The 21,034-nt window shown below is 40.3% G+C and carries 16 protein-coding genes and 1 pseudogene; all 17 read left to right on the forward strand.

Annotated features, from left to right (window positions below; genetic code table 11):
* The first annotated feature begins 89 nt into the window (after positions 1 to 89).
* Positions 90 to 647 (forward strand): dTDP-4-dehydrorhamnose 3,5-epimerase, encoded by a 558-nt coding sequence (rfbC, locus tag ACFE93_RS05930; protein ID WP_375472441.1) that lies wholly within the window; start codon positions 90 to 92, stop codon positions 645 to 647.
* A gap of 258 nt (positions 648 to 905) precedes the next feature.
* Entirely contained in the window at positions 906 to 1,067 is a 162-nt protein-coding gene (locus ACFE93_RS05935; RefSeq protein ID WP_375472442.1) for a hypothetical protein, read from the forward strand.
* A 97-nt stretch (positions 1,068 to 1,164) separates the two neighbouring features.
* Positions 1,165 to 2,478 carry an NAD(P)H-dependent oxidoreductase gene (locus ACFE93_RS05940; RefSeq protein WP_375472443.1) on the forward strand — a complete coding sequence of 438 codons (1,314 nt, stop codon included), beginning with the start codon at positions 1,165 to 1,167 and terminating at the stop codon, positions 2,476 to 2,478.
* Between the two features lie 188 nt (positions 2,479 to 2,666).
* Positions 2,667 to 3,767: a glycosyltransferase gene (locus tag ACFE93_RS05945; RefSeq protein ID WP_375472444.1), complete on the forward strand. Its 1,101-nt coding sequence runs from the start codon at positions 2,667 to 2,669 to the stop codon at positions 3,765 to 3,767.
* Positions 3,768 to 3,893: 126 nt separating this feature from the next.
* Complete coding sequence (locus ACFE93_RS05950; protein ID WP_375472445.1) at positions 3,894 to 6,125, forward strand: GumC family protein; 2,232 nt, start codon at positions 3,894 to 3,896, stop codon at positions 6,123 to 6,125.
* 675 nt (positions 6,126 to 6,800) lie between these two features.
* Positions 6,801 to 7,520 (forward strand): heterocyst development glycosyltransferase HepC, encoded by a 720-nt coding sequence (gene hepC, locus ACFE93_RS05955; protein WP_375472446.1) that lies wholly within the window; start codon positions 6,801 to 6,803, stop codon positions 7,518 to 7,520.
* Positions 7,521 to 7,731: 211 nt separating this feature from the next.
* Positions 7,732 to 9,582: a heterocyst formation ABC transporter subunit HepA gene (hepA, locus tag ACFE93_RS05960; protein ID WP_375472447.1), complete on the forward strand. Its 1,851-nt coding sequence runs from the start codon at positions 7,732 to 7,734 to the stop codon at positions 9,580 to 9,582.
* 170 nt (positions 9,583 to 9,752) lie between these two features.
* Positions 9,753 to 10,913 (forward strand): glycosyltransferase family 4 protein, encoded by a 1,161-nt coding sequence (locus tag ACFE93_RS05965; RefSeq protein WP_375472448.1) that lies wholly within the window; start codon positions 9,753 to 9,755, stop codon positions 10,911 to 10,913.
* Between the two features lie 63 nt (positions 10,914 to 10,976).
* Positions 10,977 to 11,969, forward strand: coding sequence for a glycosyltransferase family 2 protein (locus ACFE93_RS05970; protein ID WP_375472449.1), 993 nt, complete (start codon positions 10,977 to 10,979; stop codon positions 11,967 to 11,969).
* Between the two features lie 160 nt (positions 11,970 to 12,129).
* On the forward strand, positions 12,130 to 13,332 hold the full coding sequence (locus ACFE93_RS05975; RefSeq protein WP_375472450.1) for a glycosyltransferase family 4 protein: 1,203 nt from the start codon (positions 12,130 to 12,132) through the stop codon (positions 13,330 to 13,332).
* A complete protein-coding gene (locus ACFE93_RS05980) occupies positions 13,250 to 14,179 on the forward strand; it encodes a glycosyltransferase family 2 protein (protein WP_375472451.1) in 930 nt (309 codons plus the stop codon). Before ACFE93_RS05975 ends, ACFE93_RS05980 begins: the two co-directional genes overlap by 83 nt.
* 66 nt (positions 14,180 to 14,245) lie before the next feature.
* On the forward strand, positions 14,246 to 15,715 hold the full coding sequence (locus ACFE93_RS05985) for an O-antigen ligase domain-containing protein (protein WP_375472452.1): 1,470 nt from the start codon (positions 14,246 to 14,248) through the stop codon (positions 15,713 to 15,715).
* Between the two features lie 32 nt (positions 15,716 to 15,747).
* Complete coding sequence (locus ACFE93_RS05990; RefSeq protein WP_375472453.1) at positions 15,748 to 16,878, forward strand: glycosyltransferase family 4 protein; 1,131 nt, start codon at positions 15,748 to 15,750, stop codon at positions 16,876 to 16,878.
* A 119-nt stretch (positions 16,879 to 16,997) separates the two neighbouring features.
* Positions 16,998 to 18,647, forward strand: a complete 1,650-nt coding sequence (locus tag ACFE93_RS05995; RefSeq protein ID WP_375472454.1) for a GMC oxidoreductase — start codon at positions 16,998 to 17,000, stop codon at positions 18,645 to 18,647.
* 437 nt (positions 18,648 to 19,084) lie between these two features.
* On the forward strand, positions 19,085 to 19,375 hold the full coding sequence (locus ACFE93_RS06000; RefSeq protein WP_375472455.1) for a hypothetical protein: 291 nt from the start codon (positions 19,085 to 19,087) through the stop codon (positions 19,373 to 19,375).
* A 207-nt stretch (positions 19,376 to 19,582) separates the two neighbouring features.
* Positions 19,583 to 19,744, forward strand: a pseudogene (locus ACFE93_RS06005) (nitrogenase component 1); the annotation flags it as partial.
* 345 nt (positions 19,745 to 20,089) lie between these two features.
* The gene (locus ACFE93_RS06010; RefSeq protein WP_375472456.1) at positions 20,090 to 21,010 is read left to right on the forward strand and encodes a type I restriction endonuclease; all 921 of its coding nucleotides are present in this window, start codon (positions 20,090 to 20,092) and stop codon (positions 21,008 to 21,010) included.
* Positions 21,011 to 21,034: the final 24 nt, after the last annotated feature.

The raw sequence follows: 21,034 nt of genomic DNA on the forward strand, positions 1-21,034 counted from the left end.
GACTATTTTGGATGAGGTTTGTAACAAGTTAATTTTTCAAACTTGCCAAGTTTTGTTGTTCTCAATATTCCTCTCAAGGTTATTTATTCATGATCTTCACTCAAACTGCACTAAAAGACGCATTCATCATTGATTTAGAAGAAAAACCAGATCGCCGTGGTTTTTTCGCTCGGTCTTTCTGCGCTCAAGAATTTGAAGCACACGGATTAAAGCCAACAGTTGCCCAATGTAACCTATCTTTTAATTACAAAAAAGGCACTATTCGGGGAATGCACTATCAAATTCTGCCAGCAGCAGAAACAAAATTAATTCGCTGTACTAAAGGCGCAATCTACGACGTAATTATTGATATGCGTCCTGAATCTCCTAGCTTTTTATCACACATTGGTGTAGAACTAACACCAGAAAATCGCCGCGCTTTGTATGTTCCAGAAATGTTTGCTCATGGCTATCAAGCACTCACCGATGAGACTGAAGTTGTATATCAAGTGGGTGAATTTTACACCCTAGGATATGAAAGAGGTTTACGCTATGACGACCCATTCTTTAACATTGATTGGCCTCTAGATGTGACTGAAATCTCTGAGAAAGATTTAAATTGGCCTTTGTTGAGAATGATGACTGTTGGCGGTACAGCTTCCAGATAACTATAGACTATTTCTCTGTGCCAGGTGTTTCCCGTACAACACACTGGCTCCTCTACATGAGGTAATACAATAGACCTCTTGCAAAAATCCTTGAATTACCCCTCCCCAACCCTCCCCTTGTGAAGGGGAGGGGGCAAGATTTCAAGTTTCCCCCCTTTATAAGGGGGGATTAAGGGGGGTCTATTCGACTTATGCAAGAGGTCTAATAATGCGAAAGTCATAAGTATTGCCAATTTGTCTGCTAAAGACTTAAAGCTGATGTCTCGTCAGGTATGGGAATATGCAAGAGCAAATCATACCAAAGAAAAGTTTGCCCAAACATACAGAAATGCTGTGGAGCAAATTATCAAAAATCACAGCCAGAAAAAACAGACTACTACTATAACATCTAGCAAAAAACTAGTTAGTAGCTGTCATTAATGAAAATGTACTTAATATTTAGCCGTAACAAATTATTAAGTGCAAAATTATCGAGAATTTGTAACACAACAAACAGTTCCAAAAAGGAGTATAGTTCATGATTATTATCGATCGCGCCTTACAAGCCCGTGCAGCAGCAGGAAATCCTATCAAGGTGGGAATGATTGGTGCTGGTTTTATGGGTCGAGGAATTGCCAACCAAATTGTCAATTCAGTGCCAGGAATGGAGTTAGTTGCTATCTCCAATCGCCAGATTGGTGCAGCTAAACAAGCTTATTCGGAAGCAGGAATTGAAGATATTCAAGTTGTTGCAACTGTCAGCGAATTAGAAGATGCGATCGCTAACGGTAAATATGCAGTCACAGAAGACGCTAAGTTACTGTGTCGGGCTGAAGGCATTGATGCATTAATCGAAGTCACGGGTGCAGTGGAATTTGGCGCTGGGATCGTTATGGAAGCGATCGCCCACCGCAAACATGTGATTATGATGAATGCCGAACTCGATGGCACCATTGGCCCCATCCTGAAAGTGTATGCCGACAAAGCAGGCGTGATTCTCAGCGCTTGTGATGGCGATCAGCCAGGGGTGCAAATGAACCTTTATCGCTTTGTAAAAAGCATTGGTTTAACTCCCTTATTGTGCGGTAACATTAAAGGACTCCAAGACCCCTATCGCAATCCCACCACCCAGGAAGGATTTGCTAAACGTTGGGGTCAAAAGCCCCACATGGTGGCTAGCTTCGCTGACGGAAGCAAAATTTCCTTCGAGCAAGCGATCGTTGCCAATGCCACAGGCATGAAAGTCGCCAAACGGGGAATGTTGGGATATGACTTCAGCGGTCATGTCGATGAAATGACCCAGTTATATGATGTTGAACAACTTAAAGAACTGGGCGGTATTGTCGATTATGTAGTTGGAGCAAAACCAGGCCCAGGTATATATGTATTTGCCACTCACGACGACCCCAAGCAACGCCACTATCTCAACTTATACAAATTAGGCGAAGGCCCACTTTATAGCTTCTATACTCCTTATCACCTCTGTCATTTTGAAGTTCCCTTGTCCGTAGCGCGTGCTGTTTTATTTGGTGATGCTGTAATGTCTCCACTAGCAGGCCCGCTAGTAGATGTTGTCACCACCGCCAAAATCGACCTGAAAGCAGGAGAAACTTTAGATGGCATCGGTTACTACATGACCTACGGACAATGTGAAAATTCCGATATCGTCCAACAGCAAAATCTTCTACCAATGGGTTTAGCTGAAGGGTGCCGCCTCAAACGAGATATTTCTAAAGATCGAGTCCTCACTTATGAGGATGTAGAATTACCTGAAGGCAGACTCTGCGATCGACTACGAACTGAGCAAAACACCTATTTCGCTCCAGAAAAAATCTTAGTAGCAGTTGGATAATATCGGTTCTAAAAATATTTGCCACAAATGAATTAGCTGTAGGGGCGTACAGCTGTACGCCCCTATATATTTGTCGCCAGAATTTCATCAAGAGGATAGAAAGCTATACTGCGGGACACTAAAGTTGTTGATAGTAACTTGCTGGGGAGCGTTTCAACAAACTCGATCGAAACTTTAGGTCAAATTTCATGAAAATTGCTCTCGTCCATGATTATTTAACCCAGCGAGGTGGGGCAGAGCGTGTGTTTGAACTGCTTTGTAAGCGCTATCCCGAAGCAGATATTTTCACATCTTTGTACGATCCCCAAAAAACGATTGATCTAGGCGATCGCATAGTTAATACAACCTTCTTACAAAAGATTCCTGGTGCAGCAAAGTATTTCAGGTCGATGGCTCCTTTATATTTTCCTGCCTTTCGTGCCTTGGATCTACAAGAATACGATTTAATTATTAGCAGTAGCACCAGCTTCGCCAAAGCAGTGCGAAAAAATCCCAATGCCCACCATATTTGTTTTTGCCATAACGTCACCCGTTTCTTATGGGATACAGCAACTTATTTAAGAGAGTACGGAGACTATAGATATTTTGCTCCTTTAATCGAACAAGTATTTCAAGAAATGAGAAAGGTAGACCTGAAATATGCACAGGAGCCTGACCTTTACATTGCTAATTCTAGTGTTGTTGCCCGCCGGATTGAAAAGATTTATGGCAAAAAGGCAATGATGGTGAACTATCCAATTGATACTAGTAAATTTGTTTTTTCAGATATAAAAGATGAATATTATCTGGCCTCTGCCCGGATGATCGGTTATAAGCGACTTGATATAATAGTCGAAGCTTTTAATTGGTTAGGGTGGCGGCTATTAATATCTGGTGACGGGCCAGAACTAGCACGGTTAAAATCCAAAGCATTACAAAATATTGTGTTCTTGGGACACGTAAGTGATAGAACCCGCAAAGACTTGTTTTCCAAAGCCAAGTCTATTATTGTCGCAGCCTTAGAAGACTACGGATTAGTTCCAGTAGAGGCTAATGCTAGCGGCACACCAGTCATCGCCTATGGTGCAGGTGGAGTATTAGATACTCAAATTCCAGGTGAAACAGGAGTCTTTTTCAAAAGACAAACACCCGAATCTCTCCAAATTGCCTTATTAGAAGCGAATGGTATTTCTTGGAATTACGATCGCATCCGCAATCATGCTGTAGCAAACTTTTCAGAAAATGCATTCTTTAGCAAGGTTGAGCAAATTATTCATCAAGCTTGTGGCGTGCATCAATTATTCATTTAATTTCTGAATCTTTTTTCACTATCAGATTACCTATTTATTCGCTCACTCCTCATTGGTGATTCGTCAAAAAATAGATATTCTTCGGAGAATCTCTTAGCGTAAGTCTTGAAGACAAGGATAATAAAAGTGGTTCAAACTAGTCTAAATCCTCATCTAGCTCCAGCTTCTGAAAGTGAACCAAGTTACGGACAAATGTTTGCCGTATTTGTGCGGAGATTTCCTTGGTTCTTAGCAGTATTAATTAGTTCTCTTGTCATTGCTAGCATAGTAACTGTAAAGACAAAGCCTACTTATAAAAGTTCTATGCAACTGCTAGTAGAACCTAACTATCAAGGTAAAACAGAAGGTGGTGCGGGGGTAGACAATCAGTTTACTGACTCTAATGTGGTCATAGATACTGCCACCCAGCTTAACTTGATGCAAGGTTCAGGACTCATCCAAAAAGCAGTTGATAAACTTCAGTCTAATTATCCAGATATAACTTCAGCTGAAATTAAAGCTTCTTTGGTCTTAACTCAAATCAGGAGCAAAGAAGATAATGTTGCTACTAAAATATTTCAAGTTGAATACACTGCTGGAGATCCTGAAAAAACCCAAAAAGTTCTAGATGCAATTCGACAAGTTTATCTAGAATATAACAAACAACAACAGAGTTCGCGTTTACAAAAAGGTCTGCAAATCATCAGGGAACAGTTAAGTAAAGCCAGTGAAGAAGTAAACGCCGCTGAGACAAATTTACAAAGATTTCGCAGAAATCAGAACTTAATCGATCCAGAATCACAGGCCAAAGCGATTGAAACAGCTTTGAACAATCTTTCCCAAGAAAGACAGACAACTCGCGCTCAGTATGGGGAAGCTTTAGCACGCCAAAAATCTTTAGAAGAACAACTTAACCGTTCTCCTCAAAATGCTCTAGTTGCTTCTCGTTTGAGTCAGTCTACTCGCTATCAAGGCTTACTAAACGAAATCCAAAAAAGCGAATTGGCATTAGCACAGGAACGCTTACGCTTTACAGATCAAACTCCGAGCGTGCAAAAGCTCAAAGAACAGCTTCAGGGCCAGAAGGAATTATTGCAACAAGAGGTAGGAAGAACTTTAGGCGAAAAATCTGCTGGTGCATTCACTTCTGGAGACTCTCTTCTCGAAAAAGGGCAGCTGGGTCAAATCGATCTTAGCCTTGCTGGTCAGTTAGTAGAAACGCAGACAACTATAGTTGCTTTAACTGCTCGCGATCAAACTTTGGCCCAGAAAGAAAACGAGCTACGTTTTGAAATCAAACGCTTCCCGCCTCTGTTGGCTTATTACAATCGAATGTTACCGCAGTTGCAATTTAGTCGTGAAAGATTAGAGCAGCTTTTAAGAGCAGAACAACAATTACGGCAAGAACTTTCCAAGGGTGGATTTAATTGGGAAGTGGTAGAAGATCCTCAAAAAGGTGCAAAATTAGGCCCCAATCTCCAGCAGAATTTGCTGTTAGGTGCTGTGGTTGGCTTAATGTTAGGAGGTATTGCTGCCTTTATTCGCGAATCGGCTGATGATGCAGTTCACACCACTGCTGAGTTAGAGAAGCAAATGGCCATGCCGTTGTTGGGAACAACTCCCAAGTTACCGCCAGCCAAACCCAGAGAATCAATGATCAAGTTGCCTTTTGGCAAGCCAGAAGTTCTCGCTCCTTGGACGATTCAGGTATTGCAATCTCCACCGCGTTGGGAATCGCTGGATCTGATTTACAAAAACATCGAACTTTTAAATACTGTTACTAATTTAAAATCTTTGATGATTACCTCGGCTTTAGCCGATGAGGGTAAATCAGCTTTGGCGTTGGGTTTGGCAATGAGTGCTGCTCGTTTACACAAAAGGGTACTGCTGATTGATGCCAACTTACGCGACCCCAGTTTACACCATCAACTGAATCTTCCTAATGAGCAGGGGCTTTCAACTTTATTGGCGAGTGATACAACTCTACCCAACCAAATTAGTCTTCAATACTCAGGCTCTTCCTACATCGATATTTTGACTGCTGGCCCCAAACCTACCGACCCAGCTAATCTGTTGAGTTCCCCTCGGATGATCCAATTAATGACAGCATTTGAGGAAAATTATGATTTAGTACTCATAGATGCTCCCCCAGTTCTCGGCTTGGTGGATGCCATGCTTACCGCATCATCTTGTCGTAGTGTGATTATGGTGGCAAGCATTGGTATTGTGACGCGAAGTCAGCTTAATCAAGCGACAGCTATGCTGAGTAAGTTAAATCTAATTGGGGTTGTAGCTAATGGGGTATCAAACTCTAATAGTAATTACGTACCTAATATCAAACAACAGCAATTAGCTCTACGTCAAGCTGTAGAAAAGTAATTCGTAATTCGTAATTACTGTTCCGTAAGGGTTTTAGGCATTTAAAATGTTTGGCTTATTTAAGCTGCGCTGTACTAATACCGCTAGATGATAAATCCCCGACTTCTCTAAGGAAGTCGGGGATTTTGGGTTTCATATTTATAACCAAAATTGAATTTTGTTGCTATCGGGAAGAATTCAGTATATTTATGCTATCTTTATGAGTTTTCAGAGAAATCACTGACTCTTTAAAGAATAAATAAAGAAGTTATTTAAGCGATCGCTATTTCTACATAGTCTTATATTCTAGAGATTAAAGCACCTTCATAAAGGCTAGAAGACAAGAGCAGACTGGTTTTTTTAATCTATTGAGACAATGAACACCTCAGCGTAATTAGAGGTAGATATAGATTCATGGGTAATTTCTCTCTACACTTCTCTACTGTCAGTAGTTTCCGGAAAATCATAATTTGCCCATGAATGTTAATAGTAGCGGTGATTACTACCTATGTAATTAGTATCTGTCTAATTTATAAATTTCTACACCAGCAGCATTCTACGCAATACGTGCCTGGCTGAGTGGCAAATACTATAGCATATTTTTGGACTTACAACAAGATTCGGATTTGGGTCTTTGGCATTAATAGCCTTTGATAACGCCTCAGTAATTCACTCCTGTATAAACCCAAAGACATTATGACAACTTCAATAATTCCAACTCTAGATAATTTATATGATGTAACCCAGTCACACCAAGATAATCGTGGGTACTGCACACTTCAGTGGCGACGGGGTAAGCTTTTGGTGAAAGTGCCTGGACGAATTAAACAACCATATCTGGCTTCATTAAATAATAAGCGATCGCTAGTAGAATGCTTACAACATTCTCCAGTAAGTTTGGTCAGTATAGATCCAAAATTGGGTGAGGCTTTGCTCAAATTTTGGGCAGATGCATGTGAAGCAGCTCAAAAACCAATATTCCTAAGCATACCTGCTGGCAAAAAACTTCCTAACCAACCCTTGAGACAATTGCAGCGAGTAATTGATTGGATTGCTGCTTTCGTATTGCTGCTATTAGTAAGTCCAGTCATGTTGGGATTGATTGTATTGATGCAGGTTTACTCGCCAGGGTCAGTTTTTTGTCATGAATGGCGTGTTGGGGAACGGGGTAAACTATTTCAAGCGATGAGCTTTTGCACCCACAATACCACACTGCTAGCGCGTTGGATGGGTAAATACAATCTCGACAATCTGCCACAGTTATTTAACGTGCTACGGGGTGACATGAGTTTAACCGGATTTCGTTGTTGGACTTTGGAAGATGCAGTACAGCTAAATAAATTACCAGAAATTACAGCTTCCTGGGAAGTAGAGGCACAGTCTCATCTATTACATCTGGATAGCCAAACCCTGTAATTTATCTGTGCGGTAATTGATGATTTCATTTACCGTACTGAGGCTCAAACAAAAATTGTTTACATAGCATCTATAGAGTAATCCGGTTCTAGAGAATTGGTTTTTCAAGACGTAATAAATCACATCTCTACATTAAGGTTTTGTTACTCACTCTGAACCGGATCGATCTATAGATGTCTATCTACCTTGCCAAAATATTATGATCAAATCCATGAATTTACAGCTTCCTCAACCACTCAGTAATCTGCTTAAAGCTAGCAGTTTTTGGCAGGAAAACTATTTGATATTGCGAGAATTTAAACACTTTCGTAAAATTGCAATTTTAGCTTTAGTTTTCTCAATTTTGGCAGCAACCTTTGAAGGTGTAAGTATCGGTTTCTTACTTTCATTTTTACAAAGCTTAACTAGCCCCAATGCTCAACCTGTCCAAACAGGAATAGAATGGTTTGATCTTTGGATTTTGGGAGCCAAGACATCAGCAATTAATCGTTTATATCGCGTATCTTTGCTGATTCTATTAAGTACTTGGTTACGTGCCACTTTCAATTATTTTTCTCAAGTTTATACTGAATTATCTCAACTGCATCTTGCCGATCGCTTACGCAAGCAAATTTTTGAACAGTTACAATCTTTATCTCTAAGTTACTTTAGTAAAACTCGTTCTGGCGAACTAATTAACACAATTACCACAGAGATTGAAAGAATCAGACAAGGTTTTAGTGGCGGAGCTTTTTTAGTAACTAGAGGAATAACAACCTTTGTCTACTTAATATCAATGTTTTTGATATCATGGCAATTGACTATAATATCAGCATTGCTATTTACACTTTTAGGAGTGGGGTTGTCAAATCTGAATGCTAGAGTCAGAGAATCAAGTTTTGGGATGACAACTGCTAATGCTAATTTTACATCAACAGCCGTAGAATTTATTAATGGCATTCGCACTGTTCATTCTTGTGGTACTCAAGAATTTGAGCGTCAACGTTATTATAAAGCTAGCGATAAGGTAATAAGTAGCACAACAAAAGTTGTATTTACCTGGACACTTGTGAAGCCAATTGCTGAAGGGGTGGCGACTACAGTATTGATCGGCATGATTATTTTAGCATTTACTAGTCTTGTCACTAATGGAACGCTACAAGTTGCTTCTTTACTAACCTTTTTCTTTGTACTATTTCGTTTTATCCCATTTGTTCAAGATATTAATGGTACGAGAGCATATCTTAGCACTTTACATGGTTCAGCAGACAATATTAAAAATCTGTTGACAAGTGATGAAAAATATTACTTTCAAAATGGCAGAGTTAAGTTTAAGGGATTAAACAGATCGATAGATTTAGTATCTGTGGATTTTGGCTATGATGATGAAAATCTAGTCCTGCATAATATTACCCTGACGATTGAAAAGGGAAAGATGACAGCGTTAGTCGGAGCATCTGGCGCTGGTAAAACAACTCTTGCTGATTTGATTCCCCGATTTTATAATGCAACAGATGGATATATTTACATCGATGAAATCGATATCCGTCAGTTTGAAATTAACTCTCTACGTCGCAAAATAGCTGTTGTCAGTCAGGATACTTTTATCTTCAATACTAATGTTTGGCAGAATATTTCTTACGGGACTCCAGAAGCGACGACTGAGGAAATTCAAGAAGCCGCCAAACTAGCCAATGCACTAGAATTTATTTTGGAAATGCCTGAAGGTTTTGATACCCAATTAGGAGATCGGGGTGTTAGATTATCTGGAGGACAAAGACAGCGAATTGCTATTGCACGAGCTTTACTGCGGAACCCAGAAATTTTGATTTTGGATGAAGCAACTAGCGCCTTAGATTCGCTATCTGAACGCTTAATTCAAGATTCATTAGAAAAGCTATCTGTTGGTAAAACAGTAATTGCGATCGCTCACCGTCTTTCTACTATTTCTAAAGCAGATAAAGTTGTAGTTTTAGAACAGGGACGGATAGTAGAACAAGGTAAATATCAAGAACTATTGGAACTAAAAGGCAAGCTTTGGAAATATCATCAAATGCAATATGAAGTAAGACAACAAGATTAGAAAAAACAACCAATTTCCAAAGTACTTACAACATATTCATCGGCTGTAAATCTCTACAGCCGTAAACCACTAAATTCGCAAAATAGTAAATTAATAAAATTTTAAACACTTATTATACCGATAAATAAGTTATTAAAATTAGTCCTATATACTTAAAATTCATAGAAAATATGTCCCAAGAAATCTTTGAAAAAGACCTAATTTATCAATGCTCAAGTTTCGGTGTCGGTGGGAGCGGAGGTGTTGAAACTTATTTAGCTTCTCTGTTTGAACATCGACCATCTGATGTTAGCGATCGCGTGATAAAATCACTTAAAAATATCGATCAAAGTCAGTTCAAACTGCTGCACATCCACAGTCCAGATTTGCTATTGCAACTTACAGGGGAATGTCCTGCTATCTTCAGCGTTCATAATCACTCATTTTACTGCCCTAGTGGCACAAAGTATTTAGCAGAGCAACGGACAATCTGCGATCGCAACTTCTCTTACTTAGGATGTACCTGGGGTAAATTAGTAGATAAATGTGGTAGCCGTAGACCTTTAAGAACTCTTAGAGAACTTCAAACCACTCATCAGTTTTTAGATGTCTTGAAAAGGCTAAAAATTACTTTCATTGCTAATAGCGAATATGTGCGGCAAGAGTTAATTCAAAACGGTGTACCCCCAGAACAAACTATAACGCTACACTGTGGAATCTCTATACCAGAAATAGCAACTTCCCCTCTAAGTTTGGAAGTACATCAAAATCAAAGAATTTTGTTCGCTGGACGAATTGTTTCTGATAAAGGTCTGGAATGGTTACTCAAAACCTTAATACATACAGACCCGAAAATTCAACTTGATATTGCAGGTGAAGGTTGGGAACGACCACGGTTAGAAAAGTTAGCAAGTACACTCGGATTGAATCAGCGAATCACTTGGCATGGTTGGTGCGATTCGGATAAATTAGATAAACTTTATCAACAGTGTTTTGCAGTTATATTTCCTAGTGTTTGGCCTGAACCTGCTGGTCTTGTAACTCTGGAAGCATACTCTCGTTGTCGCCCTGTAATTGGTAGTGCAGTCGGAGGGATTCCAGAACATTTACGAGATGGAGAAACGGGTATTCTTGTTCCAAGCAATAATATCCAAAAGCTGGCTGATGCTATTAATGAATTGTATAGAGATTATCAAAAAAGCCGATACATGGGTGAGCAAGGTCATACTTTATTGATGAAAGAATTTACAATGGCTGCTCATGTAACTAATCTCCGAACAATTTATGCAAAAACAATAGCTGAATTTCCTTCTCAAGCCAACAAACTATATAGTATCTCTCCAGCTAAATAAGCTAAATTTGCTAAAAAATCAAATAGTACATCTTTTACTTAGAAAATATCAAGGGAGAAAAATATGTCATTACATCAAGAATGTCAACAACCTTTAGTCAGCGTTGTTATCCCCACCTATAATCGACCAGACTATCTCAAGCAAGCGATCGCCAGTGCGGTAAAACAAACTTATCAAAATCTTGAAATTATTATTTCTGATAATTGTAGTTCAGAAAATCCCCAAGCCATTGTCGCATCTTTTGGTGATTCACGCATCAAATTTTGGCAGCATCAGCAAAATGTAGGTATGTTAGCTAATCAGCAGTATGGCTTTAAAATGGCGCAAGGTAAGTATGTTGCTAGTCTACATGACGATGATATTTGGAATGAAGACTTTTTAGCAAAGCTTGTACCACCACTAGAAGCAAATTCTGATTTAATTCTCGCTTTTTGCGACCAATATATTATAGATGCTAATAGTATAATTAATCATGCTGGTACCGAAGAAAATACCCGTGCTTACAAGCGAGACAAACTAGCAAAAGGAATTCATCAACCTTTTTATAAAATTGGATTGATAGATAAAAGTATACCTACTGCTGCATCTTGCGTGATTCGGAATAATTTGGTGGATTGGTATAGTATTCCCTCAGAAGTTGGTGGGATGTGGGATTTATATTTAACCTATCTATTCTGTATATCTGGTTATGGCGCTTACTATTGTCCAGAAAGATTGACGCGATATCGCGCCCATGAGCAAACTGATACTATGCTCAGTGGGAGTCGAGATGTGCAAGCAAAAATTCGCAAAGCTAAAAGCGAAATGTTTTGTTATCAAGTATTTATGGAAGACCCTCGTTTACAGGAATTTAGAACTCATTTTCAACAGAAATGGTTAGAAGCTAATACTACTTTAGGAATTGGTTTGCTACGAAGCGAACAGATAGCCGCCGCACGTCCTTATTTTTTACAGGCGCTGAATCAACAAAAATTTAATGTGCGAACTATGGCAGCACTTAGTCTTAGTTTTACTCCGCGATTTTTAGCAAGTAAGTTAATCGGAGTATCGAAATAATCAGGCAATCATATCTGAGTTGTGGTTCTAGTTTTTTTTACGAACCGCAAAGTACGCATTCGCGCAGCGTCTCGTCAGAGAAGATCGCAAAGAGAATAGAAGAAAATTATTTAAAGTTTTTATTAGCGTCTCTGTGTGAGCTTGTTAAGGAAGATAGTGGATGAAACTTTGTATTGTTACTCATAAAATCAAAAAAGGTGATGGTCAAGGGCGGGTAAACTATGAGGTTGCGAATGAAGCAATTCGTCGCGGTCATCACTTGACATTATTAGCTAGTGAAGTCGCACCAGAACTAGAAGAAAATAGCCAAGTTAATTGGATTAAAATTCCAGTCAAAGGCTATCCTACAGAATTTGTACGTAATTTCATCTTTGCCCAAAAAAGTGCAGATTGGTTACGTAAACATCGCTCTGACATTGATTTAGTTAAAGTCAATGGAGCAATTAATCTGGCTGCGGCTGATGTGAATGCTGTACATTTTGTCCACAGTTCATGGTTGCGATCGCCTGTTCATATTTCTCGCAACCGCCGCGATTTATATGGTTTTTACCAGTGGCTATTTACGGCTTTTAATGCCCGTTGGGAAAAACAGGCTTTCCAAAAAGCGCAGGTTGTGGTGGCTGTATCTGAAAAAGTAGCTCAAGAATTAGTCAACATTGGTGTACCGCGTTCTCGAATTCGGGTAATTGTCAATGGCGTTGACTTAGAAGAGTTTACCCCTGGCCAAAGCGACCGCCAAAAATTAGGTTTACCGCAGAATGTCACCCTAGCCTTGTTTGCTGGAGACATCCGCACACCCAGAAAGAATTTAGATACAGTACTACACGCCTTGGTGAAAGTACCCAATTTACATTTGGCGGTAGTAGGTCATATCGAAGGTAGTCCCTTCCCTGAACTAGCAGCATCCTTGAGGTTAAGCGATCGCGTGCATTTTGTCGGATTTCGTCGTGATATCCCCGAAATTATGCGGTCAGTAGATTTATTTATTTTTCCTTCCCGATATGAAGCTTGTAGCCTCGTATTGTTAGAAGCACTTTCTTCAGGACTACCAGTAATTACTGCCACAGCTACGGGGGGTGCAGAGTTAGTGACACCAGAATGTGGCATTGTCTTACCCGACTCAAATGATATCGATGCTTTAGCTGTGGCGATGATGTCCTTGGTAAGTGTAGATATGCTAATGCAGCAAATGAGTCAAGCTGCTCGTTCTGTGGCAGAACAACATAGCTGGATTGCTATGGCACAAACTTATGTGGATCTATTCGAGGAGTTAAGCAAGAATGCGGAACACCGTTCTGATACCGACTTATCGCCGTCCACAAGACCTCTCACGCTGCCTTTTGGCGCTACAGGAGCAAACTAAACCAGTCGATCAAGTGATAGTGGTTGTCCGCGATACGGATGCACAAACTTGGCAATTTCTGGCGCAATACACAGCGCACAACTTGCCACTGCATACCGTGAAAGTGACACAATCGGGGGTAGTAGCAGCTCTCAACGTCGGACTAGCAGCAGTGGAGGGCGATATTGTTTCCATTACTGATGATGATGCCGCACCCCACCCGGATTGGTTAGAGCGGATTGCGGATTACTTTACCTGCGATCGTCGCCTTGGCGGACTGGGAGGGCGTGATTGGATATATCACGGCAGCAAATTAGAAGACGAATCCCGCCCAGTAGTGGGACAGTTGCAGTGGTTTGGGCGAGTCATTGGCAACCATCACCTGGGAGTGGGAGAACCCCGCGAAGTCGATATTCTCAAGGGTGTGAACATGAGTTTTCGCACCCAAGCAATCGGACAACTGCGCTTTGACGAGCGGATGCGCGGTACTGGAGCGCAGGTACACTTTGAAATGGCATTCACCCTGACATTAAAGCGGGCTGGTTGGAAGATAATTTACGATCCTCACGTTGCTGTAGATCATTATCCAGCACAACGTTTTGACGAAGATCAGCGAAATAACTTTAATGAAATTGCCTTTATTAATTTAGTCCATAATGAAACCTTAGTTTTACTAGAGCATTTACCATTTATCCGCCGAATTGCATTTTTGTTCTGGGCAGTATTCGTGGGTACTTGCGATAGTTTGGGCTTAGTACAATGGCTGAGATTTTTACCTAGTCAAGGGCCGTTGGCGGGGAAAAAGTTATTAGCATCTTGGCGTGGACGTTGGCAGGGATATAAACAATTCGTAATTCGTAATTCGTAATTGAAGAACTAAATTGTGAATTACTTTCAATTTGCCAAATTGATTTATATGTATATCTAAAATTGAATGAATTCTAAGCAGATACTTTTCAATAGTTTTTTACAAGAAAACTATTCTCCTGAAGAGCGATCGCTACAGGGTTGGATGGCGATCGCAGGCTTTATATTACTAACTGTAGTTTGCTATTTTGGTGGTGTTACTGCCGGATTACGCCTAATTTTCCCGGTGACAGCTTTAATAGTAGCCGTATTTTTATACTTGCGGCATCCTATTCTCTACATTGGCTTTACCTGGTGGATTTGGTTTCTCACACCCTTAGCAACTCGCTTAGTTGACTATCGGGTGGGCTGGGATCCTAGCCGCCAAATGCTTATAGCACCCTACTTAGTGGTGTTTATAACTATAGCAACATTTTTACGACACTTTCCCCGTGCCTCTCGCCAGGGAGCTTTGCCGTTTGTTTTGGCTTTTATCGGAGTGTTCTATGGCTTTCTTGTCGGTCTAATTTACAACCCACCTATTCCTGTAGCACGCGGATTGATGGATTGGCTCAGTCCTGTGATTTTCGCTTTTCACTTATTTATCAACTGGCGAGATTATCCCAGCTATCGCCAGAATATTCAGCGAACATTTCTCTGGTGTGTGTTGATTTTAGGAACTTATGGCGTATATCAATTTGTGGTAGCTCCTGAATGGGATAGGTACTGGCTCATACAATCAAAATTATTCATGAGTTCTGGAAACCCTGTACCTTTCGGGATGCGCGTCTGGAGTACATTACACTCAGTCGGCCCCTTTGGTTCTGTTATGCAGGCTGGGTTACTGTTGTTATTGACCGGTTCAGGAAACTTAATTTTTCCGGCTTCAGCTGTTGGTTACTTATCTTTTTTATTAACTCAAGCACGTACTAATTGGGGAGGCTGGTTATTTGGAATAATTATGATTATGGGTTCAGTCAAAGCCAGAATTCAAATGCGCTTAGTTACAATAATTTTGGTCATGGCTATTTGTGTTGTGCCATTGACAACTATCGAACCAATTGCTGGGGTGGTAGCAGCGCGTTTTGAAACTTTTTCTAATATTCAAGAAGATGGCAGCTTTAAAGATAGATCGGGAACTTACGACAGAAATCTTGGTTTAGCCCTTTCTAATGGTCTAGGTAATGGCTTAGGAAATATTTGGAAGGTCAACGAAAAAACTGGTCAAATTGAAGTAGTGGTAATTGATAGTGGCATTTTAGATATGTTTTTCACCCTTGGTTGGTTTGGAGGCATATTTTATATGGGTGGATTAATCTTCTTAATTATTAGTGTTAGCAGCTATGGTGAAGGTCGTTTCGATAGTTTTGTCAGTGCTGCCCGCGCCATTGGGATCAGTTCTGCTTCACAGTTAGTTATCGGTAGCGGGATGTTGAGCGTGTCAGGGATGATTCTTTGGGGATTTTTAGCTATGGCTATGGCAGGACACAAGTACTATAGCAATCCTCAGATGCTCTCCAACATTCCTAACTTCTCTAATAAATCGAGAATCTCATAAATATTACAACTTAAATAGGACTTTTATAGATTATGAAAGTAATTATAGTCATGCCACTGGCCGAGCAACGAGGCGGTGGTGAAATGATGCTTTGGGATTTGGTGCAGCAGGGACGTAATGCTGGTGTTGAGTGGCTGGTGATATTTTTAGAAGACGGCCCGATGGTCGAACAAGTAAAGTCTCTGGGTATTGATGCGCGAGTTGTAGAAAGTGGACGTTTACGCCAAATCCACCGTTTTATTGGCGCTGTTTTACGGATAGCTGCGATCGCTCGCCGCGAACGTGCAGATATAATTGTTAATTGGATGTGGATCACGCATATATCTGGAGGTTTGGCGGCAATGTTGGCGGGGTTGCCTGCTGTGTGGTATCAACTAGAAGTGCCTAGTGATAAAACTTGGTTGGTACGAATCGCAACTTTCATTCCAGCACGGGCAATTATTACCCTCTCGCAAGATGGTAAGCAAGCACAGGCAGAGATTTGGCCTCACAGGCCAACACCTTTGGTTTATCCTGGTGTCGCATTAGACCGATTTGAGCCTAATGCTTTACCAACTCCAGAAGAAGCACGGCGAAAATTAGGCTTACCTTTACACGGGCCGTTGATTGGAATTGTGGGGCGATTGCAACGATGGAAGGGAATGCACGTATTGGTGCAAGCGATGCCCAAAATTTTACAGAAGTATCCCGATGCCCATTGTGTGGTGGTTGGCGGTAAGCACGATTTAGAACCGGATTATGATAACTTTTTAAAAGCCGAAATTGCTGCTTTGGGCTTGAAAGAGCAGGTAATTATGGCTGGACTACAGCGTAATATCCCGGAATGGGTGCAGGCAATGGATGTATTCGTTCATGCATCAGATAAAGAACCTTTTGGGATTGTGATTATTGAGGCGATGGCGCTGGGTAAACCTGTAATTGCTGGCAGTGCAGGCGGCCCGACAGAGATTATTACCGATGGCATGAATGGATTATTAACACCTTACGGCGATGCGGATAAACTAGCGATCGCAATTCTCCGCTATCTTGACGAGCAAGAATTTGCCCAGAGTGCCGGAGTAGCTGCCAGACAACGCGCCCTCGATTTTTCAACGCAGAATTATGCCCAAAATTTTATTAATGCAATTCGTTCTGCAATACCGAGTGTTTCATCGGCTGAATGAAACAGTAAACTTCTTACAAAAGCCAATTTTATGAAAATAAAACTACAGATTTACATCAATTAATTTTCTATGTCAATCTGTGGTTAAAAATAATAAATTAGATTCAAAGGAATTAATTAATGTTGATTGATAGCCGCAAATTGCCGATAGATGAAGTTATCAATACTGAAGTTTGTATAGTTGGTGCTGGCCCAGCAGGAATTACACTCGCACGAGAATTAATTGGGCAAGACTTTCAAGTGTGCTTACTAGAAAGTGGTGATTTGGAATTTAATCAAGAAACTGCATCTCTTGGTGAAGGAGAAACTGTTGGAGATCCTTTTCCACCACTGCAAGATATGCGTCATCGTCAATTTGGTGGATTGGCTAATGTCTGGAATATTGAAATTAATAAAAATCAACTTGGTCTGAGGCACGTGCCGTTAGACGAAATAGATTTTGAAAAACGAGATTGGGTGCCATACAGTGGCTGGCCTTTTAGTAAATCTCACCTCAATCCATTTTATGAGCGCGCTCAAGCAGTTTGTAAACTCGGTTCTTTTGCTTATGAAGCTGAGGCTTGGGAAAATGCTCAATCTCCTCGGACACATTTCACAAGTGACCGAGTTACTACCAGTATGTTTCAGTTTGGCCCACGCGATATTTTCACCAATGAATATCGCCACCAAATCAATCAATCTCCTAATATAACTACATTCCTCAACGCCAATGTGGTAGAAATTGAGGCAGATGACACAGCCCAGACGGTGAAACGCGTGCAAGTTGCGTGTTTATCTGGTAATAAATTTTGGGTAGCTGCAAAAGTATTTATTTTAACCGCAGGTGGTATTGAAAACGCACGTTTATTGTTATTGTCAAACCGAATTCAAAAGAATGGATTAGGCAATCAACATGATTTGGTGGGTAGGTTCTTTATGGATCATCCTTTTATTCGTTGTGGTATGCTTGTTCCCCAAAACTGTAAAATCTTTAATTCGATGGCTTTGTATGACTTACGTCGGGTGAATAATGTCACAGTCATGGGAAAATTTGCCCTAACAGAACAAGTTATGCGCCGCGAAAAATTACTAAATATGACTGCGTTGTTATATCCCAGAGATGAAAGATTTAGATCGGCAGCAAAGGCTTCTGCAAAAATTTTGTTTTCTTCGGTTCGACAAAGACAGTTACCTAAAAATGTTTTTCAGCATTTGCAAAATGTGATTACGAATATTGATGATTTAGTAGCTGATTGGTATAAATATAATGTCAAAAAAGAATATTTATTCCCTGATTTGAGTCATGGAGGATGGTCTTACCATGAAAATAATGAACAGAAATATACAAAGTTTGAAGTTCTCAGCCAAACTGAACAAACCCCAAATCCAGATAATCGGGTAACACTCAGTAATCAATTAGATAAGCTTGGCTGTCCGCAAGCAAAATTAACTAATTATTGGAGCGAAATAGATATTTGCAGTGTGAAGCGATCGCAGCTAGTACTTGCAGAAGAGTTTGCTAATGCAGGACTGGGCCAGTTGCAGATTGAATTAGATGGAGATCGTCCAGTCGCTTCGCTGAGTACCCATCATAATATGGGAACAACACGTATGCATCACGACTCCAAACAAGGAGTAGTCGATGCAAATTGTCAAGTTCATGGCATCTCTAATTTATTCATGGCAGGTAGCTCTGTTTTCCCTACAGGAGGCTATGCTAATCCTACGCTCACCATTGTTGCCTTAGCAATTCGATTGGCAGACCATCTGAAAGCACAATTGTGTCACTAAGTACAACTTTGCATCAAATCATCACAATTTTAAACATAGCGATCGCCTGAGCTTTTCTTTGTGCCATTCAGTGCGCAAACTTGTATCATAATCCGGCTAATTAGTTATAATTCCCAAATCTATGCAGAAAGCCTAAAACCTCTCATGCTGTGGGTCTAGTTGCTGTGTACTATCTTCTGATAGTCCATTTTCTTTGAGAGGAATAGCAATTTTAATATCGATAGGACTTACGCACACTCTACGAAAACAAAGCAATGATTGTACGGAATACCTTTTAGACTCATTTCCTGTACCCATGTGCGATAATATTCGGATATTTAATGTTAAGTGAATCAAGTCAGAGGAATACAGAGGTTACATAGCATCTAAAAAACGATATTTCTATGGGGTTAGAGTCCAATTATTAACTACTAAAAGCGGTATACGAGCGTGAATTTGTGTTTTTACCAAGTAGTGCTTCTGATGTACGTGCGTTAAATGCTTTACCGTTAAATCTACCACCTCAAAGCGTTGTATATGGCGATTCGGCGTACACCGATTATACTGCTGAAGACGACCTCGAACACAGCAGCCAAATATTCTTAAAAGTCTTGCAAAAAAAGAATTCTAAGCGTCAAGATGAACCGTGGAATCAGTATATTAAGCAGCATACCAGGCATTACATTGAAACAGTGTTTAGTAGCATCACTTGTGTTTTCCCAAAGTCGATTCATGCGGGTACATATTAAGTGTTTTTACTGAAGGTGCAAGAATTTATTTTTACATTTATCATTCAAGAAGCATTCATTAAATGAGTTAAATGTAATACTAAAACCTGGTTCGGCACTTATACTTTCGATTTCGCTAAAGTGGTAGAAGCGCGTCGCGCTTCCACCACTTTGAAGTGCGCGATCGCATTCAGTAGTAAATTTGTATTCCATAACCCGCAACTTGGGTTAATTACTAATTCTCATGCAGTTGCGATCGCTCAACGCTTAACAATTCCTCTCTATCGTCAAGGTATTCCCATTTTTGACCGTTTAGATGTCAATCAGTTTACTAAAGTTGGCTATCGAGGTACTATGCAGCTTTTAGAGCAGTTGATAGGCATATTGATTATCTTGTTTTTCTCGGGTTTAAGTCTAATTTTTGCACCTTTACTCATCAAACTACTGATTGCAATAGTTTTGCTGCTCAGTAAACAACCAAAGCTTGGAATCAAGGCCTGCTTCACTAAGTCCTCAATTAGTCAGAAATAGAAATATTATTACCAATAAAATTGGTAGAATGTAGCACTAGATACAATACCATAGAACAATTTTAGCTTTGATAGTTACTATCAAGCCGTATACGCCATCTGTGAATATACCAACCAATGTCAGCAAGCTAGGCGCGAGCTTCTGCATGAACTCAAAATTAAGTCTTCCACTCTCATGAATCCAGCACAGCTAAGGCAAACAACTATGAAGGCGAGTCGTGTTACAAGAAAACTTCGCCGCCGTTTTGATATTACACAATCTGCGATGCCTGCGGCGGGCTACGCCTACGCACCATCTTTGCTTACTTGGTTCGAGGTGATTGGCTACACAGTTTTATTAGAGCCAGATGTTGCTTTGGGTAAGCATCACATAAAGCGCAGTAGTTATAAAGAAGTGGTTTTGCGCGATCGCCTTCATAGGGCTTTACAAAAGATTAACCCAACAAAACCGCCTGAAGCGATCGCTAAGGTTATCTATCAAGTTACCTCCACAGAGAGTTCTGACTTGTTGGAAAATAACCGCCGCTTTCACAAACTTCTAACCGATGGTGTTGAAGTTGAATATTTCTTTAACGAAGAAATAGTTCATGACAAAGTGTGGCTCATCGATCCATTTAATTTGCTAAATAATGATTGGCTAGTTATTCATCCTTTGACTATAGTTGAAGGGAATCATGCTCACTGTCCTGATGTAGTTGTCTTTATCAACGGTTTACCATTGGCAGTTATTGTCTCGATTTATCCAGGTGATGAACATGCCACATTCAAAGCAGGTTATCGACGAATCCAAACTTACCTTCAACAGATACCGAAGCTGTTTGTTTATAATTCATTCCTATTTATTACTTGCAAAAATCAAGCACGAGTCGGTACATTAACCTCAGACTTGCAGGAGTTTTTACCCTGGCACACTATTGATGATGAAGATTTTTCTCTCAAAGGTGCAACTGAACTAGAGGTGCTGATTCAAGGCATTTTTGATAAACGGCGTTTCCTAGAGCAAGTATTGCACTTGATAGTATTTGAGTCCAACGGAACCGACATCAGTAAAAAATTGCTTCGCCAACCTTTTTGCACAGAACCAAACTCTAATAAAACGTTTCGCTCCCCACCTGTTTGTGGCTAAAACTGCGACGGCTTGCAACACAAA

Origin of the sequence: uncultured Nostoc sp. (genome assembly GCF_964247315.1) — a bacterium.
GTDB lineage: Bacteria > Cyanobacteriota > Cyanobacteriia > Cyanobacteriales > Nostocaceae > Nostoc.

Coding starts and splice junctions, on each gene's coding strand:
- rfbC (WP_375472441.1), top strand. CDS start 90: ATGATCTTCACTCAAACTGCACTAAAAGACGCATTCATCATTGATTTA.
- ACFE93_RS05935 (WP_375472442.1), top strand. CDS start 906: ATGTCTCGTCAGGTATGGGAATATGCAAGAGCAAATCATACCAAAGAA.
- ACFE93_RS05940 (WP_375472443.1), top strand. CDS start 1,165: ATGATTATTATCGATCGCGCCTTACAAGCCCGTGCAGCAGCAGGAAAT.
- ACFE93_RS05945 (WP_375472444.1), top strand. CDS start 2,667: ATGAAAATTGCTCTCGTCCATGATTATTTAACCCAGCGAGGTGGGGCA.
- hepC (WP_375472446.1), top strand. CDS start 6,801: ATGACAACTTCAATAATTCCAACTCTAGATAATTTATATGATGTAACC.
- hepA (WP_375472447.1), top strand. CDS start 7,732: ATGAATTTACAGCTTCCTCAACCACTCAGTAATCTGCTTAAAGCTAGC.
- ACFE93_RS05965 (WP_375472448.1), top strand. CDS start 9,753: ATGTCCCAAGAAATCTTTGAAAAAGACCTAATTTATCAATGCTCAAGT.
- ACFE93_RS05970 (WP_375472449.1), top strand. CDS start 10,977: ATGTCATTACATCAAGAATGTCAACAACCTTTAGTCAGCGTTGTTATC.
- ACFE93_RS05975 (WP_375472450.1), top strand. CDS start 12,130: ATGAAACTTTGTATTGTTACTCATAAAATCAAAAAAGGTGATGGTCAA.
- ACFE93_RS05980 (WP_375472451.1), top strand. CDS start 13,250: ATGCGGAACACCGTTCTGATACCGACTTATCGCCGTCCACAAGACCTC.
- ACFE93_RS05985 (WP_375472452.1), top strand. CDS start 14,246: ATGAATTCTAAGCAGATACTTTTCAATAGTTTTTTACAAGAAAACTAT.
- ACFE93_RS05990 (WP_375472453.1), top strand. CDS start 15,748: ATGAAAGTAATTATAGTCATGCCACTGGCCGAGCAACGAGGCGGTGGT.
- ACFE93_RS05995 (WP_375472454.1), top strand. CDS start 16,998: ATGTTGATTGATAGCCGCAAATTGCCGATAGATGAAGTTATCAATACT.
- ACFE93_RS06010 (WP_375472456.1), top strand. CDS start 20,090: ATGAAGGCGAGTCGTGTTACAAGAAAACTTCGCCGCCGTTTTGATATT.